The sequence below is a fragment of the Bosea vestrisii genome (assembly GCF_030144325.1).
GTDB classification, from domain to species: Bacteria; Pseudomonadota; Alphaproteobacteria; order Rhizobiales; family Beijerinckiaceae; genus Allobosea; species Allobosea vestrisii_A.
In genome coordinates this window covers 5,468,921-5,484,345 of record NZ_CP126307.1, presented here as the reverse complement: position 1 = coordinate 5,484,345, position 15,425 = coordinate 5,468,921, and the positions used below count along the sequence as shown (strand labels likewise).

The following is a 15,425-nucleotide window of genomic DNA, read 5'->3' as shown; positions in this document are numbered from 1 at the left end:
CTAACCGACCAGACGATAGACGGAGACGTGCGAGCGCGACTCCGCCGTGAACGGCGCACCGTCCCAATCAGCATGCCGGCTCTCGAGTTCGAAGCCGGCGAGCTGAGCCATCAGATCGAGCTCCGCCGGCCAGATGTAGCGATGCGGTGAGCGGAAGACTTCCGCCTGCCCGCCCTCGCCGAACCTGACATGGTGGGAGACCAGTTGCTGGCGCAGCGTGTCGTAGGTGTCGAGGCCGATATAGCCCGCCTCCGAATGCCAGACGACCGCCTGCTGCCCGGGCGGCAGCTTGCGCAGCTCCGGCACCCCGAGCTCGACCACGAAACGGCCGCCGGGCGAGAGGTGGCGCGCCGCATTGCGGAAGCACGCCACCTGCGCTTCTTGCGTGAGCAGGTTCGAGATCGTGTTGTAGACGAGGTAGACGAGCGAATAGCTGCCGGCAGCGGTGGCGGTCGCCATATCGCCGATCACGACGGGAATCGTCGCTTCATCCACCTTGGTCCGCAATTGGACGACCATCGCGGGTGAGAACTCGATACCCGCCACGGGAACCTTCCGCTCGCTGAGCGGCACGGCGACGCGGCCAGTTCCGATCGCGAATTCGAGTGCTGCGCCGCCCTCGGCGAGCTGCGCCAGCCGCTCGACCGCCGGCTCGAGCACCTCCGGCGAGAACATCCCGGCACCGGGCGTGTCATAGGATTTGGCCGCCTTGTTGTCCCAGATCTCATCCTGCTGCATGCCAGTCATCCCAATGCGCGACCGGGCCGGCCAGCATCCGCCCGAGGCCCGGACCGGATGTGCGCCGCCCTGCCGATTTATCAAGGCCCCATTGAGCATATGACGAGCGCCAACGCTGCGAGTTCCAACGCCTCGGTTCTCGCGCTAGCGTCACCGTCGATGCGCGCCCTGCTCACGTCGATTCTGCTCTGCCTCACGCTCGCTGCCTGCGGGCGCTTCGACACCGATCAGATCCGTGCCTGCCGGCTGGCGATCCCGGCGCTGAATCCGTCAGATACCGTCATCACCATCGAGGGCACCGGCGCCGGCCCGCGTGCCGACATCCTGCGCATCGCCTACCGGGCGCAGGCGCCGGACGCGCAACCGCGCCGGCGCACGATCGACTGCGTCTTCGCCGGCGAGGGCACCACGCTGCAGCGCGGCGCGCTGGCGGGCCTTGCCTCCGACGGCGTGCCGATGACCGATGCGAGCTTCCTGCTGCTGCGGCGCTTCTATCTCGAATACAAGGCCGAACCGCCGGTCGATCCGGGGGCCTCGCCGGGCGCCGACCTGGTCGTTCTGTCGCCCGGCCTCGCCTATGGCCTGCAGCAGGGCCTCGCCGCCCTGCCCTCGGCGGCGATCTATGCGCTGCTCGCCAGCGCCTATGCGCTGATCTACGGGCTCAATGGCCGCATCCTGCTGACCTTCGGCGAGTTCTCGGCGCTTGGCGCGCTCGCCGCCGTGGTCGGTGTGGCGCTGACCTTGTCGCTCGCCGTCTCGACGCCGGTCTCGGGCCTGTTCATCGCCTTCGCCGTCGCGATCGCAGTCAGTGCGCTGCACGGCTTCGCCATGGGCCGCTTCGTGCTGCGCCATCTCGACAAGAGCAATGGCCAGCAGGTGCTGATCGCGACGATCGGTCTCGCCATTGCGCTCTCGGAATATTTGCGCCTCGCCCAGGGCGCCGAACTGCGCTGGCTGCCGCCGGTGTTCAATGAACCGCTACTGCTGGCGCGGGCCGAGCAGTTCATCGTCACCGCGACGCCCGTCTCGCTCGCCATGGCGGGGGCTCGGTTTCAGCGCCGCGACCTGCCTCATCCTCTATCTCGCCCGCTCGTCTTACGGCCGAGCCTGGCGCGCGGTCGCCGACGACGCCCGCACCGCCTCCCTCTTCGGCATCGACCCTCGCGCGGTGCACGACCGAGCTCTGATCATCGCCTGCGCGATCTGCGGCGCGGCCGGCGTTATCGTCACCGTGATCTATGGTGGCATGGGCTTTTCAGGCGGGTTCACGCTCGGCCTCAAGGCGCTGGTCGCCGCCGTGCTCGGCGGCATCGGCTCGGTCCCCGGCGCCTGCCTGGGGGCCTCGTGATCGCCGCCTTCGAAGTGCTGTGGTCGGCGACGATGCCGCTCGAACAGCGCGACATCGCGGTCTATAGCTTGCTCGCCGTGACGCTGATCCTGCGACCCGGCGGCTTCTTCGGCGACGGCGCACTGACGCCGCGCCAGGTCTGAATAATTGGGGGAACGGATGGGCAGCGGCTTCGCGATCAGTTTCGCCGATATCGAGGCGGCTGCGCAGACCATCGAAGGTCATGTGCTGAAGACGCCGCTGATGTCGGCGCCGCGCCTCTCGGCCCTGACCGGCGCCGATATCTTCGTCAAGCACGAGAACATGCAGGCGACGGCCTCCTTCAAGGAGCGCGGCGCGGTCAATAAGCTGCGCAGCCTGACCGATGACGAGAAGCGCCGCGGCGTCATCGCCATGTCGGCCGGCAACCATGCCCAGGCGGTCGCCTACCACGCCAAGCGCTTCGGCATCCCGGCGACGATCGTGATGCCCGAGACGACGCCGCTGGTGAAGATCGAGAACACCCGCGCCTATGGCGCGCAGATCGTTCTCTTCGGCGAGACGCTCTACGAATCGGCGCAGAAGGCGCGCGAGATCGCAGCCGAGAAGAGCCTGGTCTTCGTTCACCCCTACGACGACGCGGCGGTGATGGCCGGCCAGGGCACGGTCGCGCTGGAGATGCTGCGCGAGGCGCCTGATCTCGACATGCTGCTGATCCCGCTCGGCGGCGGCGGGCTGATGGCCGGCAACGCCATTGCCGCCAAGGCGTTGAAGCCGTCGATCGAGCTGATCGGCATCGAGGCGGCGCTCTTCCCATCCTTCCACAATGCCGTGCATGGCACGCAGATGCCGATTGGCGGCGCGACGCTGGCGGAGGGCATTGCGGTCAAGACCGTCGGCACGCAAACCCTGCCGGTGATCAAGGAGCTGGTCTCCGACATCGTGCTCGTCGGCGAGGACCTGATCGAGCGCGCCGTCAACGCCTACGCGACCTTGCAGCACACATTGGCGGAGGGCGCCGGCGCCGCCGGCCTCGCCGCGATGCTGAAGGAACCTGAACGTTATCGCGGACGCAAGGTCGGGCTCGTGCTCTGCGGCGGCAATATCGACCCGCGCCTGCTCGCCGCGATCATGGTGCGTGAGCTCGAGCGCGAGCAGCGCATCGCCGCCTTCCGCCTCACCGCCAGCGACCGGCCCGGCCTGCTCGGCAAGGTCGCCAGCCTGTTCGGCACGCTCGGCGCCAACATCCTCGAGGTCAGCCATGGCCGGCTCTTCCTCGACGTGCCGGCCAAGGGCGTGACGCTCGACGTCACCGTCGAGACCCGCGACGAGGCGCACACCGCCGCGATCGAAGAGGCGCTGCGCAAGGAAGGCTTCGCCCCGCGCCGAATCTACCCGCGCGGTCTTGCGGAACCGGGTGGCTGATCAAACATTATTGCTCGGCAGGCCGCACCGGCCTCCGGAGCAACAGGGAAGTTTATCGCCGATGTCGAACCCGTCCTATCGCCAGCCGCCGATCGTCGCGCTGGAGGACCAGCCGCTGCAGAATACGCGCGGCGTGCTCGGTTCGCGCCTGTTCGCCTGGATCGGCGACGTCGTCGTCCTGTTCATTCTGGGTAGCATCGTCTGGTTCCTGCTCGCGATCCTGGGCATCGTCACCTTTGGCCTGACCTGGCTCCTGATGGGCGGAGCGACGATCGCAGTCGCGCTCGGCTATGCCGCCATCACCATCGGCGGGCGCAAGCAGGCGACGCTCGGCATGCGCATGGCGGGGCTTCGCGTCGAGACCGCTTCGGGTGGGCGGCCGGATGCGCTGGCGGCGGCAGTGCATGCGCTGTTCTTCTATGTCGCGGCCGGCACGGTCGCGCTCTGGTTCCTCGACATCGCCTGCGGGCTGGTGCGTGGGGATCGCCGGCTCGGCCACGACATCCTGACCGGGCTCGTGGTGGTGCGCGCCTGAGCGCCCGATCGTCATGCTCGCCCTTGTGGCGAACGTCCACGTCTTGAACGCCGCATAGCACCGGCGAAGACGTGGATGGTCGGGACAAGCCCCACCATGACGACAAAGGCTCTGCGCTAAAAGCGATAGCGCAGTAGCAACCCGATTCGCGCCAGCGGCGGGATCAGCGAGAAGAACTGGATCGCTAGCCGCGCCGGCCAGGACATGCGGGCGATCTGCGCCGGGTCATAGCCATCGGGATCATAGGCCGTCAGCTCGGTCTCGAGGGTCAGGCCCGGCACCTGCCGCTCCAGTTCGACGGGATCATCGAGCGCCCAATGCAGCATCGCGCCCGTCGCCTTGATTGAGGGCTGCAGCGCGATCAGACGCAGGCCGAATGAACTGTAGGCATCGAAGACGATCTCGCCTGCCGGGCAGTGGCGCACCAGCCGTTCCAGCAGCAGCGGCACCTCCTCCTCCGGCAGATACGGCAGGAGGCCTTCGGCGACGATCATCGCCGGGCGGTCCTGTGGCAGGCCGGCGATCCAGCCCGGCTCCGTCACCGAACTGCCGATCAGATGATAGCCATCGCGCGCTGGGTAGAGCTTTTGCCTGAGCGCGATGACTTCTGGATAGTCGACTTCATACCAATCGATGCCGGCGGGCGGATCGATCCGGTAGACGCGGCTGTCGAGCCCGCAGCCGAGATGCAGCACGATCGCGTCGTCATGCCTCCCGAGAAAATCGCGCGTCCAGCCGTCGAGGGTGTGGGCGCGCATGGCGAGGCCGACCATCAGGTCGCGGTCGACCTTGAGCCTGGCGAAATCATAGTCGATCCGCGCTGCCGCCTGCGCGGCGAAGCGATCCTCGAGCAGGGAATCCGGCAGCAGGCTCTCGCCAGCCTTGGCCCAGAGCGTGATCAGCAGGGTTTCCTTCTCCCGGGTCAACGCGACCGTTTCGGTCTGCATCGCATCCCCCTGCTGCCGAGGCCGCCAGGCGCACTCGGCGAAGACTAGCACCGGCGGAGTAGTCATCCCATATGGCGTGATCGCCGCAGGCATAGACGCTTGTTGCCGCCGCAACGACTGCTAAACTCAGCCTCAACGTGGCGGTTCCGGAGCCTGCCTGACGTGACACGTCCTTTGCGGGATGCCCCGCAATTCTACCTGACCTCGCCGACGCCCTGCCCCTATCTGCCGGGTCGCGAGGAACGCAAGGTGTTCACGCACCTCGTCGGCGCGCGGGCGCGCGACCTCAACGATGTGCTCTCGCATGGCGGCTTTCGGCGCTCGCAGAGCATCGCCTACCGGCCGGCCTGCGAAACCTGCCGGGCCTGCATCTCTGTGAGGATCGTCGTCGCCGATTTCCGGCCTTCGCGCAGCTTCCGCAAGATCGCCTCGCACAACAGCGACCTGATAGGCGAGGCACTGCCGCCACAGCCGCGCTCGGAGCACTACTCGCTATTCCGCGCCTATCTCGACGAGCGCCACCCCGATGGCGGCATGGCGACGATGTCGGCGCTCGACTTCGCCATGATGGTCGAGGACACCCATGTCGAGACCAGCCTGATCGAATATCGCAGGCGTGGCCCCGATAGCGGCTTCACCGGCCGCGGTCAGGGCGAGCTCTACGCCTTCGCCCTGACCGACCGGCTGAGCGACGGGCTCTCCATGGTCTACTCGGTCTACGATCCCGATCTCGAAGTCCGCTCGCTCGGGACCTTCATGGTGCTTGAGCACGTGGAACGCGCCCGCAAGCTCGGCCTGCCTTACGTCTATCTCGGCTACTGGGTCGAGGGCTCGCCGAAGATGGCCTACAAGGCCCGCTTCCTGCCGCAGGAGCGCCTGATGCCACAGGGCTGGGAGCGCTTCGGCTAAGCGGGTGGACGCCGGTCGCGCGTCCTTCTCGGGCGGAGCGAAGCGCAGACCCGAGAATCTCTGGCAGGAGATGCTCGGGTCAAGCCCGAGCATGACGAATATCGTAATTTAAATCGTTTAATACGCACGCCAGCGCTGCAGAATCCGCACTTGCCCCTTGAGCCACCCTCTGCGCAAGGTGCCCGCAAGGTCGCTGGAGCGACCGCACCGGAGGAAATATGACCGATACGCTGACCGAGCGCCTCGAACGCTGCTACACCGGCATCATCCACGACACGATGCGCGCCATGGGTCTGAAAGACTTCACCCTGCCGCCGGCGCTTCGCCCGCTACTGCCCGGCGTGAAGCTCGCCGGCCCGGCCTTCACCGTCGAGGGCAAGACCGGCGAATTCGACGCGCACGAGACCCTGCTCGGCTGGACCGGCCTGCTCTCCGCCGCCAAGCCCGGCCATGTCTGGGTCTGCCAGCCCAACACCGAGGAGGTCGCGCTGATGGGCGAGCTCTCGGCCGAGACCCTCAAGAACAAGGGCGTGCGCGGCTGCGTCATCGACGGCCTGTCGCGCGATACCGAATTCATGGTCGAGATGGGTTTCCAAGCCTATTTCAAGGCCTATACGCCGCGCGACATCGTCGGCTTCTGGCTGCCCAAGGCAGTCGACGAGCCGATCAAGATCGGCGACGTCTGGATCCGCCCCGGCGACTATATCCTCGCCGACCGCGACGGCGTCGTGCGCATCCCGGTCGAGATCATCGAGGAAGTGCTGGAGAAATCCGAGACCGCGATCTCGGCCGAGAACAAGGTGCGCACCGCGATCCTCGCCGGCACCGACCCGCAGCAGGCCTATCTGCAATTCGGCAAGTTCTGATGTCCCAGCACGATCCCCGCCTGATCCTGCTCGACCCGCGCGACAATGTCTTCGTCGCCCGCACCCGCCTGCCGGCGGGTGAGCCCATCGAGACCGGCAGCGGTCCGGCGGTGATCGACCGCGAGATCGCGCTTGCCCACAAGATCGCTCGGCGCGCCATCGCGCCCGGCGAGAAGATCCTGAAATACGGCGCTCCGATCGGCGTGGCGACGGAGAGCATCGCCGCCGGTCATCATGTCCATGTCCAGAACATGAAGAGCGACTACACGCCGACCTATCATCTCGAGGACGAGCGCAAGGCGGGAGCGGCGCAATGAGCGAGCTGCAAGGCTATCTCCGCAGTGACGGCCGCAAGGGCATCCGCAACGTCGTCGCCGTCGCCTATCTGGTCGAGTGCGCCCACCATGTCGCGCGCGAGATCGCCCTGCCCTGGCGCGAGCACGAGGTCCACGCCATCGGCTTCCCGGGCTGCTACCCCAACCCTTATGCCGAGCGGATGATGGAGCAGCTCTGCACCCATCCCAATGTCGGGGCGGTGCTGCTGGTCTCGCTCGGCTGCGAGAGCTTCAACAAATACGCACTGGAGCGGGTGGTCCGCGCCAGCGGCCGGCCGGTGAAGACGATCGTGATCCAGGGCACCGGTGGCACCCGCGCCTCGATCAAGGAAGGCCGCGCCTGGGTCGAGGAGCAGCGCATCGCGCTCGACAGCGCCGAAACCGTGGCGATGCAGGTCAGCGAGCTGGTGATCGGCACCGTCTGCGGCGGCTCGGACGGCACCTCCGGCATCACCGGCAATCCCGCTGCGGGGCGCGCCTTCGACCAGCTCATCGCCGAGGGCGCGTCCTGCATCTTCGAGGAGACCGGCGAGCTGATCGGTTGCGAGCACATCATGGCGGCGCGCGCGATCACGCCCGAGCTCGGGCTCGAGCTGGAGAAATCGGTCGCCAAGGCGGCGCGCTACTACGCGACGCTGGGCTACGGCTCCTTCGCCGCCGGCAATGCCGCGGGCGGGCTCTCGACCATCGAGGAGAAGTCGATGGGCGCCTATGCCAAATCGGGGGCATCACCGATCTCCGGCCTGTTGAAACCCGGCGACGTGCCGCCGCGGGGCGGGCTCTATCTGCTCGACGTGGTGCCGGATGGCGAGGTCCGCTTCGGCTTCCCGAACATCAACGACAATGCCGAGATCGCCGAATTGATCGCCTGCGGCGCGCATTGCGTGCTCTTCGTCACCGGGCGCGGCTCAGTCGTCGGCTCGGCGATCTCGCCGGTCGTGAAGATCTGCGCCAATCCGGAGACCTATCGCCGGATGAGCGACGACATGGACGTCGATGCCGGCCGCATCCTCGAAGGCAAGGCTGGTCTCGACGAGGTCGGCACCGAGATCCGCAATCTCGTCGTCTCGCTGGCACAGGGCGGGCGGACGAAATCGGAAGAGCTCGGCCATCAGGAATTCATCCTGACCTATAAGAGCTTCGAGCCGCTCGGCCCGGCCTGCCTGCCGGCGGCCTGACCGGTCAATCGTTGCGCGTGGCGGGGCTGGTGCCGGAGTTGGTGCCGGATTTGGCCGGCGGCAGCTCCGGCGCCGCAGCCGGCGCGGTCCAGGACGTCGTCCAGGTTTCGCTGAGGGTGTGGTTCGCGGTCTTCAGAAAAAGCCTGAGATCGGTGCTTTCGCCGAGCCGCAAGCTGACGTCGACGATCGCGCGGAAGCCCTTCGCCGCGACATTCGGATCGACGATGGTGCCGGTGACCGAGCCTGCCGACACAGTCGCGACGACCGAGACGCGCTTGGGGTCGGACAGATAATATTCGAGGTCGCCGGCGTTGAAATCGACGATGAAGCGGCGTCTCGCCAGCCCCGCCGTGGCATCGACCTCTTCGCGCGCAGCAAAGCTGCTCTGAACCTGCGCCATCGCGTGCAGCGTCTCGGTCGTCGACACCGTGGTGATGCGATAGCTCAACTCGGTCGGCTGGCCGCTCGGCAGGGGCGTCTTCGGTATCCAGCAGCAGACGATGTTGTCGAATTCCTCGCCCTGCGTCGGGATCTCGATCAGATCGACGCGGCCCTCGCCCCAATCGCCTGATGGTTCAACCCAGTAGCCGGGCCGGGCATGATAATGCGCCTCCAGATCCTGGTAGTGGCCGAATTCGCGGTCGCGCTGGATCAATCCGAAGCCGCGCGGATTGCGGTCGTGGAAGGACGAGATCGTCAGCGATTTCGGGTTCCGGATCGGCCGCCAGATCCATTCGCCGGCGCCGGTCTTGAGCATCAGCCCGTCGGAATCGTGGACTTCGGGGCGGAAATCGGTGCGCTGCTCGCGATCCCCCTCGCCGGCGAGGAACATCGAGGTCAGCGGCGCGATGCCGATGCGCTCGATCGTTCGACGCGGCACGATCGTCGCGGTGACGGCGACGCTGGTCTGCTGGCCCGGCGTCACGACATAGCGGAAGGCGCCGCTGACGGAGGGCGAATCGAGCAGGCCGTAGATGACGAGATCGAGAGCGTCGGGTTTCGGCTTCTCCAGCCAGAGCGCGCGAAAGAACGGGAATTCCTCGGCCTGCTCGCCGCCGACATCGAGCGCCAGCGCCCGCGCCGAAAGGCCATAGCGATGGCCGCGGCCGAGGAAACGGAAATAGCTGGCGCCGAGGAAGGCTATGACCTCGTCCTGCACCTTCAGGTCGTTGAGTGTCGTCGTGACGGCGAAGCCGGCAAAACCGAGCGAGATCGGCAGCTTCTGCGGGACCTGCGCCTTGCCGTATTCGAACATCGCCATGTTGAACGGCAGCGGGATCGCGGTTCCGTCGCTGATCACATGGATCGAAACCGGCTTGTCGTGCAGGAAGCCGAGATGAAACAGATGCAGGCGGTAATCCGAACCGCCGTCCTGCCAGAGCGCCTTGTCGCGGCGGAACCGGATTTCGCGATAGCTGTCATAGGTCAGCGATTTCAGCGCGTCGGGAACAGCGGCCACGCTCGCGTCGAACGGGCGCGCCGCAAGCTCGCGGGCCTGACGGACGACATCCTCGTAGCCAAAATTGCCACGCCGCTGCTCGGCGGGCGCATTGTTCGGAGCAACCGGTGGCGGGCGGCCATCCTGGGCGCCGGCGGATGAGGCGGCCGCAGCCGTCGAGGCGAGAGCCACAAGGATGGCGCGGCGGGACGGCTGGGCCCGATCGCAAGAAGACATGTTGCTCTGGTCGAGCCGGGGTGTGCTCACATCGGGCTCCGCAGGATCGCGACACGTTCGTCGTGTCGCTTGCGACCTGCCAACGTCGCGGTGACGACGAAGTTCCGGTGAGGATGCGATGGCCGATCCATGCCACAGGTTGTTTTATTAGAAAAAACAACCTGTGGTTGTTATACGCAATACTGAAAATGCTGGAGAATCTTCGATCGGCTTAAGACTAAATCAAATGGAACGCCCTTACGCTCAGGCATTGCTCCAAACGCGATACTCCCTGCGGAACCCGCGCCATGCTCCAGTCCTTGTCCCGCATGCCGGCGGATATGTCCTCCGATTCCCGGCGCAAGCTTCTCAACGCCGTCACCGACCTCTTTCTGCTCGATGCTGATCCGAGTGAGGAATCGCAGGAGCACTACGGCGACATCGCGCTGCGCTCCTTGCCGCATCTCGACGCAGCAGGTCGCCGCGAATATGCGGATTCCGTCGCTGAGACCTCGACGCTGCCGCGCCCGGTCGCAGTGTCCCTGGCCAACGATAGCGACAGCGAAGTCGCCCGGCTGGTGCTCAAGCTTTCGCCGGTCCTGACCGATACCGACCTCGCAGCCATCGCCATCAGCCAGACGCAGGAGCATCTGGCGGCCATCGCCGAGCGCGCCCGCCTGTCGGAGGGCGTCACCGATATCCTGGTCGAGCGTGGCGATTCGACGGTGCTACGCAGCGTCTCCGGCAATGAGGGCGCCCAGTTCTCCGAGCACGGCTTCGACCGGCTGCTGCAGCGCGGCGGCGACGATGCCGCGGTGGGCGAGGCACTGGCGCGCCGCTCCGACCTGACGCCGCAGCGCGCCGAGCGCGTGCTGCGCATCGTCGAGCAGATGTCGGACCCCAGCGCCGAGACGCGCTCGCACCAGGCTGCGGCAATGGCCCGGCAAGCGCGGCAGCAGCGCCGCGAGGTTCGGTTGCTGATCGCCGATCTTCAGGCCGGAGATCGCAGCCTCGACGAGGTCGTCACGATGCTGGCGGAGGAGGATCGCGCCTTTCACCTGGCGCAGGTGATCGCGACCCGTGCCGACGTCAGCAACGAGCAGGCCCTGCGTGTGCTGCTGCAGCGCGACGTCAGCGGCATTGCCGTGCTCGCGCGCACCCTGGAACTCGGCAAGGACACCTTCCATGAGGTGCTGCAGCTGCGGGGGCGGCGCCTCTACTTCAAGGCCAAGGACATCGAGGACGACCTTAAAGCCTATGAGCAGCTCGACATGGCGACCGCCGAGCGGACGATGCGCTTCCTGCGCCTCAAGACCAAGCTGAGCTGAGCTGAGCTGAGCCGGCGGTGTAACTGCCGCCACAAAAGCGCGACAATCCGGCCCTCACCTGCTATGCCATGAGCATGATCCTGACTGCGGGCAGCGCACGCATGAAGCTTTTCTCGGCCGGCGCCGCCATGGCGGCGCTGATGGCGACCAGCGCTCCGGCGCAAGCACAGGCCTTCCTGCCGCTCTCCGGCTTCGGAATCCTGCCCTCCTTCGCCTGGTCCGAGCCGACCTTGGCGCCCGGCGGCGTCAAATGGGAAGGATCGTATGCCCGCATCTCCAGCGGCTTCCAGGTCACGAGCTCGAAGCGCTTCGGCACCTCGGCCGGCCCAGTGATCGGGCTCGAGGCCGGCAAGATGTGGCGCGACGGCGATTTCGTCTACGGCATCGCTGGCGCCCTGGAGTTCTCCCCGGCCTTCGGCGGCTACGCCAATCCGGGCTTCAATCAGGCGAGCTATACCCGAGACGTCGCCGGCGCCTTCCAGCTCAAGGCCGGCGTGTTCGCGACGCCCGACGTGCTGCTCTATACGAGTGTCGGCCTGGCCGCAGCCAACGAGACCTTCCGCTACGGCGCGACGCCGTTCTTCACACCGTTCTCGCGCTCCGACATCGCGCTCAGGCCCGAAGCGCGCGCCGGCATCGCCTGGGCAGTGACCAACAATGTCACGCTCGGACTGGAAGTCGGCGTCATTGGATCGGCGATCCGCTGAGGACATGAGTCAAGGCGCTGGCGAGTTGAGTCAGCAGATTGACGCAAACCATTGAGACAGCGTCATTCTCGGGCGAAGCGAAGCGCAGACCCGAGAATCTCGGGACCAGACGTCACCGACTAAAGCCTCCTCCGGCCTGAGATGCTCGGGTCAAGCCCGAGCATGACGCTCTTCACTACCCCCGAACCTGTTGTTCTTCGGGAAGCCCTTGGGCGGCAGGCGGCCGGCCTCGGCGCGGTGGCCGAGCCATTCGAGCAATTCGGCCTGCGCCACCGTCCAGGTCCGGTTCGAGGAATCGAGCCAGGTCAGCCCGTCCTCGAGCTTGAAGACCTTGGCGTCCGACAGGCCGCCATCCTTGTAGCGCTGCAGCCTGACACCCTTGCCGCGGCCCATCTCAGCAACCTCGGACAGCGGGAAGCAGAGCAGCTTGCGGTTCTGGCCGATGATCGCGACATGGTCGCCCTCGGCCGGCACGACGAGCACGGCCTCGGCCGGCAGGTCGACATTGAGCACCTGCTTGCCCTTGCGGGTATTGGCGACGATGTCGTCGGTCGGCACGACGAAGCCACGCCCCTCCGTGCTGGCGACCAGAAGCTTCAGGCCTGCCCTGTAGGGGAAGGCGGCGACGATCTCGGCGCTCTCCTCCAGCTCGATCATCAGCCGGATCGGATCGCCGAAGCCGCGCCCGCCCGGCAGCTTCGAGGCCTCCAGCGTGAAGACCTTGCCGTTGGTCGCCATCACCAAGATCTTGGACGTCGTCTCGCTGAAGAAGGCGGTGCGGAGGCCGTCGTCCCCCTTGAAAGACAGTGTCGAGAGGTCCTGGACGTGGCCCTTCAACGCCCGGATCCAGCCCTTCTTCGAGATCACCACCGTCACCGGCTCGCGCTCGACCATGGCCTGGGTCAGGTCGATATCGGCGGTGTCGGGCATGTCGGCGAAGGTGGTGCGGCGCTTGCCGATCGCCGTCTCCGGGCCGAACAGTTTCTTCACCTCGCGGATGTCCCAGGAGATCGTCTTCCACTGCTGCGCATCGGAGGCGATCAGGCCCTCGATCTGGCCCTTCTCCTGGGTCAGCTCGTCGAATTCGGTCTTGAGCTGCATCTCCTCGAGCTTGCGCAAGGCGCGCAGGCGGGTGTCGAGGATGGCGTTGGCCTGGACCTCGTTGAGCGCGAAGGCCTTCATCAGCTCGAGCTTCGGCTCGTCCTCCTCGCGGATGATTTTGATCACCCGGTCGAGGTCGAGATAGACGATCAACAGGCCGGCGAGGATTTCGAGGCGCTTCTCGATCTGACCGAGACGGAAGCGCGAGCGCCGGACCAGCACGTCGCGGCGATGGTCGAGCCAGGCGCGCAGCGCTTCAGCCAAGCTGAGCACGCGCGGCACGACGCCGCCGGTCAGCACGTTCATGTTCATCGGAATGCGCGATTCCAGCTCGGAGAGCCTGAACAGCGATTCCATCATCAGGTTGGCGTCGACATTGCGGGCGCGCGGCTCGATGACGACGCGGATATCCTCGGCCGACTCGTCGCGCAGGTCGGCGACCAGCGGCAGTTTCCGGTCGTTGAGCAATTCGGCGATCTTCTCGATCAGCCGGCCCTTCTGGACCCCGTAGGGGATCTCGGTGACGACGACGAACCAGGTGCCTCTACCCTGGTCCTCGACATGCCAGCGCGCCCGTGTGCGGAAGCCACCACGGCCGGTGCGGTAGGTCTCGACCATCGACGAGCGCGTCTCGACGATGATGCCGCCGGTCGGGAAATCCGGCCCCGGCACGAAGGTCATCAACTGCTCTGAGGTCGTGTCCGGATGCTGGATCAGATAGAGCGCCGCGTCGCAGAGCTCGGCGGCGTTGTGCGGCGGGATCGAGGTCGCCATGCCGACGGCGATGCCCTGCGAACCGTTGGCGAGCAGGTTCGGGAAGGCGGCCGGGAGCACCATCGGCTCCTCGTCCTCGGCATTGTAGGTCGGACGGAAATCGACCGCGTCCTCCTCGATGCCGTCGAGCAGGAGACGCGCGACCTCGGTCATGCGCGCTTCGGTGTAGCGGTAGGCGGCGGCGTTATCGCCGTCGATGTTGCCGAAATTGCCCTGTCCGTCGATGAGCGGATAGCGCTGGGCGAAATCCTGGGCGAGGCGAACCAGGGCGTCGTAGACCGACTGATCGCCATGCGGGTGAAAGCCGCCGATGACGTCGCCGACGATCTTCGCGCATTTCCGGTGGACGACGTCGGGGTTCAACCGCAGCAGGCGCATCGCATAGAGGATACGGCGATGGACCGGCTTCAGGCCGTCGCGCGCATCCGGCAGAGCGCGGTGCATGATCGTCGAGAGCGCATAGGCGAGGTAGCGCTCCTCAAGCGCGCTCTTCAGATCGACGCGCTCGGCTTCCTCCTCCGGAGGCGGCTCGACGGGTTTGCCCATGCTTCTACCAACCTAGTTCGACACGCAGCCCAGCTGAGGGGCCGACACCGGTCCATACCTCGCAAACACGAGGGAATAAGGGCCCGAATCACTTGATGCAACGATGCAGCCCGGATGCAAGCGAAGCAAAGCGGGACTGGCGGAAAAACCGCAGAAATCAGGGGATTCTTGCCGCCAGTTCCAGCAGGCGCACCCGCTCTGGTGGCTCCAGCAAACCGCGCGGCTCGTAGAGGTCACGGCGCAGGAAGAAACCGGTCAGTGCAAAGCCCGCGGCGACCTCGGCCGGCGCCGGCCGGCGCGCGCCCTGCCCCTCGCTCAGGAAGGCCGGCAAGGCGAGGAGCCGGTCGAGATAAGGCTCGGCGGCTTTGCGACTCACGGCCTTGCCCGATTTCGGCGAGACGTGGCTGAGCTCCTCGCGCAGGCCGGTGACGGCGCAGCGTTCGAGCGAAAGCCCGTAGCCGAGCTCCGACAGCATCGCGAGCTCGAAGCGCACCATCAGCGCCGGGGCGATAGCGATCTCGTCGAGATGGGCTAGCAGCACTGCCAGCCCCTCATAGAGGCCGGGATGCGGATCGCGCTCCGGCAGCAGGCGCAGCAGCCCTGCGACATTGGCGAGCCCGTAGAGCGCGACCGGTTGGGCCATCAGCCTGGCCGCATGCGAGGTCAAGAGCTCGACCTTGTATTCGCCGAGATGCTCGTCGAGCCGCGCCCGCCAGATCAGCGAGACGAGATTGCCGGGCTGCAGCACCGGCTGCTGCTTGCTGGAGCGGCCACCGCGGACGAGGCCAAGATGACGACCATGATCGCGCGTCATCGCCTCCAGGATCACGGCGCTCTCGCCATGACGCCTGACGCCGATGATCGTGCCCTCGTCGCTCCATTCCATGCGGGGAGAGTTAGAGGCAATGAGGGGTGAGTTTCCAGTGCCACTGTGCTGAAGCGTGTCAGCAGAAACGCGGGATCCCCTCTCCTGGAAGGAGAGGGGTAGGGGTGAGGTGTTCGGAGAGAAATCGTAAGCCTGAACCCGACCGCGGTCAGCGCTCGCGCAACGGGTC

Annotated in this window: 16 protein-coding genes; 10 read left to right on the top strand and 6 right to left on the bottom strand. The window is 66.5% G+C overall.

Annotated elements, in window-relative coordinates; genetic code table 11:
- Positions 1–738, bottom strand: coding sequence for a class I SAM-dependent methyltransferase (locus QO058_RS27005; protein ID WP_284169298.1), 738 nt, complete (start codon positions 736–738; stop codon positions 1–3).
- A gap of 270 nt (positions 739–1,008) precedes the next feature.
- A complete protein-coding gene (locus QO058_RS31550; protein ID WP_432211985.1) occupies positions 1,009–1,590 on the bottom strand; it encodes a hypothetical protein in 582 nt (193 codons plus the stop codon).
- 118 nt (positions 1,591–1,708) lie between these two features.
- On the opposite strand from QO058_RS31550, the gene QO058_RS31545 reads away from it, so the two are divergent.
- From QO058_RS31545 to QO058_RS26990, 4 genes are all read left to right on the top strand, one after another.
- Positions 1,709–2,086 carry an ABC transporter permease subunit gene (locus tag QO058_RS31545; protein ID WP_432211984.1) on the top strand — a complete coding sequence of 126 codons (378 nt, stop codon included), beginning with the start codon at positions 1,709–1,711 and terminating at the stop codon, positions 2,084–2,086.
- On the top strand, positions 2,083–2,229 hold the full coding sequence (locus QO058_RS31540; RefSeq protein WP_432211983.1) for a hypothetical protein: 147 nt from the start codon (positions 2,083–2,085) through the stop codon (positions 2,227–2,229). The genes QO058_RS31545 and QO058_RS31540 overlap by 4 nt, the downstream gene beginning before the upstream one ends.
- A 16-nt stretch (positions 2,230–2,245) precedes the next feature.
- Positions 2,246–3,490, top strand: coding sequence for a threonine ammonia-lyase (locus tag QO058_RS26995; protein ID WP_284169296.1), 1,245 nt, complete (start codon positions 2,246–2,248; stop codon positions 3,488–3,490).
- A 61-nt stretch (positions 3,491–3,551) separates the two neighbouring features.
- On the top strand, positions 3,552–4,025 hold the full coding sequence (locus QO058_RS26990) for an RDD family protein (RefSeq protein ID WP_284169295.1): 474 nt from the start codon (positions 3,552–3,554) through the stop codon (positions 4,023–4,025).
- A gap of 116 nt (positions 4,026–4,141) precedes the next feature.
- On the opposite strand, the gene QO058_RS26985 is transcribed toward QO058_RS26990, so the two are convergent.
- Entirely contained in the window at positions 4,142–4,972 is an 831-nt protein-coding gene (locus QO058_RS26985; protein ID WP_284169294.1) for a class I SAM-dependent methyltransferase, read from the bottom strand.
- 162 nt (positions 4,973–5,134) lie between these two features.
- On the opposite strand from QO058_RS26985, the gene QO058_RS26980 reads away from it, so the two are divergent.
- The 4 genes from QO058_RS26980 to QO058_RS26965 all read left to right on the top strand — a co-directional run bounded on the left by QO058_RS26980 (position 5,135) and on the right by QO058_RS26965 (position 8,260).
- Complete coding sequence (locus QO058_RS26980; RefSeq protein ID WP_284169293.1) at positions 5,135–5,881, top strand: arginyltransferase; 747 nt, start codon at positions 5,135–5,137, stop codon at positions 5,879–5,881.
- A gap of 218 nt (positions 5,882–6,099) precedes the next feature.
- Entirely contained in the window at positions 6,100–6,747 is a 648-nt protein-coding gene (locus QO058_RS26975) for an RraA family protein (RefSeq protein ID WP_129155888.1), read from the top strand.
- Positions 6,747–7,064, top strand: a complete 318-nt coding sequence (locus QO058_RS26970) for a UxaA family hydrolase (protein WP_284169292.1) — start codon at positions 6,747–6,749, stop codon at positions 7,062–7,064. Before QO058_RS26975 ends, QO058_RS26970 begins: the two co-directional genes overlap by 1 nt.
- On the top strand, positions 7,061–8,260 hold the full coding sequence (locus QO058_RS26965; protein WP_284169291.1) for a UxaA family hydrolase: 1,200 nt from the start codon (positions 7,061–7,063) through the stop codon (positions 8,258–8,260). The genes QO058_RS26970 and QO058_RS26965 overlap by 4 nt, the downstream gene beginning before the upstream one ends.
- 4 nt (positions 8,261–8,264) lie before the next feature.
- Here the strand turns inward: QO058_RS26965 and QO058_RS26960 are convergent, their stop codons facing one another.
- Entirely contained in the window at positions 8,265–9,965 is a 1,701-nt protein-coding gene (locus QO058_RS26960; protein WP_284169290.1) for an OpgD/OpgG family glucan biosynthesis protein, read from the bottom strand.
- A 257-nt stretch (positions 9,966–10,222) separates the two neighbouring features.
- Here QO058_RS26960 and QO058_RS26955 point away from each other — a divergent pair, with 257 nt between their 5' ends.
- On the top strand, positions 10,223–11,242 hold the full coding sequence (locus QO058_RS26955) for a DUF2336 domain-containing protein (protein ID WP_284169289.1): 1,020 nt from the start codon (positions 10,223–10,225) through the stop codon (positions 11,240–11,242).
- 101 nt (positions 11,243–11,343) lie between these two features.
- On the top strand, positions 11,344–11,949 hold the full coding sequence (locus tag QO058_RS26950) for an outer membrane protein (RefSeq protein ID WP_284169288.1): 606 nt from the start codon (positions 11,344–11,346) through the stop codon (positions 11,947–11,949).
- 150 nt (positions 11,950–12,099) lie between these two features.
- Here QO058_RS26950 and parC read toward each other — a convergent pair whose 3' ends face one another.
- Entirely contained in the window at positions 12,100–14,370 is a 2,271-nt protein-coding gene (parC, locus tag QO058_RS26945) for a DNA topoisomerase IV subunit A (RefSeq protein WP_284169287.1), read from the bottom strand.
- A 157-nt stretch (positions 14,371–14,527) separates the two neighbouring features.
- On the bottom strand, positions 14,528–15,256 hold the full coding sequence (recO, locus tag QO058_RS26940; protein ID WP_284169286.1) for a DNA repair protein RecO: 729 nt from the start codon (positions 15,254–15,256) through the stop codon (positions 14,528–14,530).
- Positions 15,257–15,425 lie beyond the last annotated feature (169 nt).

Excerpts from the sequence above, each read along its gene's own strand:
- QO058_RS31550 (WP_432211985.1), bottom strand. The coding sequence starts at position 1,590 with ATGGCGCAGCACGAAGCGGCCCATGGCGAAGCCGTGCAGCGCACTGAC.
- QO058_RS27005 (WP_284169298.1), bottom strand. The coding sequence starts at position 738 with ATGCAGCAGGATGAGATCTGGGACAACAAGGCGGCCAAATCCTATGAC.
- QO058_RS26975 (WP_129155888.1), top strand. The coding sequence starts at position 6,100 with ATGACCGATACGCTGACCGAGCGCCTCGAACGCTGCTACACCGGCATC.
- QO058_RS26995 (WP_284169296.1), top strand. The coding sequence starts at position 2,246 with ATGGGCAGCGGCTTCGCGATCAGTTTCGCCGATATCGAGGCGGCTGCG.
- parC (WP_284169287.1), bottom strand. The coding sequence starts at position 14,370 with ATGGGCAAACCCGTCGAGCCGCCTCCGGAGGAGGAAGCCGAGCGCGTC.
- QO058_RS26950 (WP_284169288.1), top strand. The coding sequence starts at position 11,344 with ATGAAGCTTTTCTCGGCCGGCGCCGCCATGGCGGCGCTGATGGCGACC.
- QO058_RS26970 (WP_284169292.1), top strand. The coding sequence starts at position 6,747 with ATGTCCCAGCACGATCCCCGCCTGATCCTGCTCGACCCGCGCGACAAT.
- QO058_RS31545 (WP_432211984.1), top strand. The coding sequence starts at position 1,709 with ATGAACCGCTACTGCTGGCGCGGGCCGAGCAGTTCATCGTCACCGCGA.
- recO (WP_284169286.1), bottom strand. The coding sequence starts at position 15,256 with ATGGAATGGAGCGACGAGGGCACGATCATCGGCGTCAGGCGTCATGGC.
- QO058_RS26955 (WP_284169289.1), top strand. The coding sequence starts at position 10,223 with ATGCTCCAGTCCTTGTCCCGCATGCCGGCGGATATGTCCTCCGATTCC.
- QO058_RS26965 (WP_284169291.1), top strand. The coding sequence starts at position 7,061 with ATGAGCGAGCTGCAAGGCTATCTCCGCAGTGACGGCCGCAAGGGCATC.
- QO058_RS26990 (WP_284169295.1), top strand. The coding sequence starts at position 3,552 with ATGTCGAACCCGTCCTATCGCCAGCCGCCGATCGTCGCGCTGGAGGAC.
- QO058_RS26985 (WP_284169294.1), bottom strand. The coding sequence starts at position 4,972 with ATGCAGACCGAAACGGTCGCGTTGACCCGGGAGAAGGAAACCCTGCTG.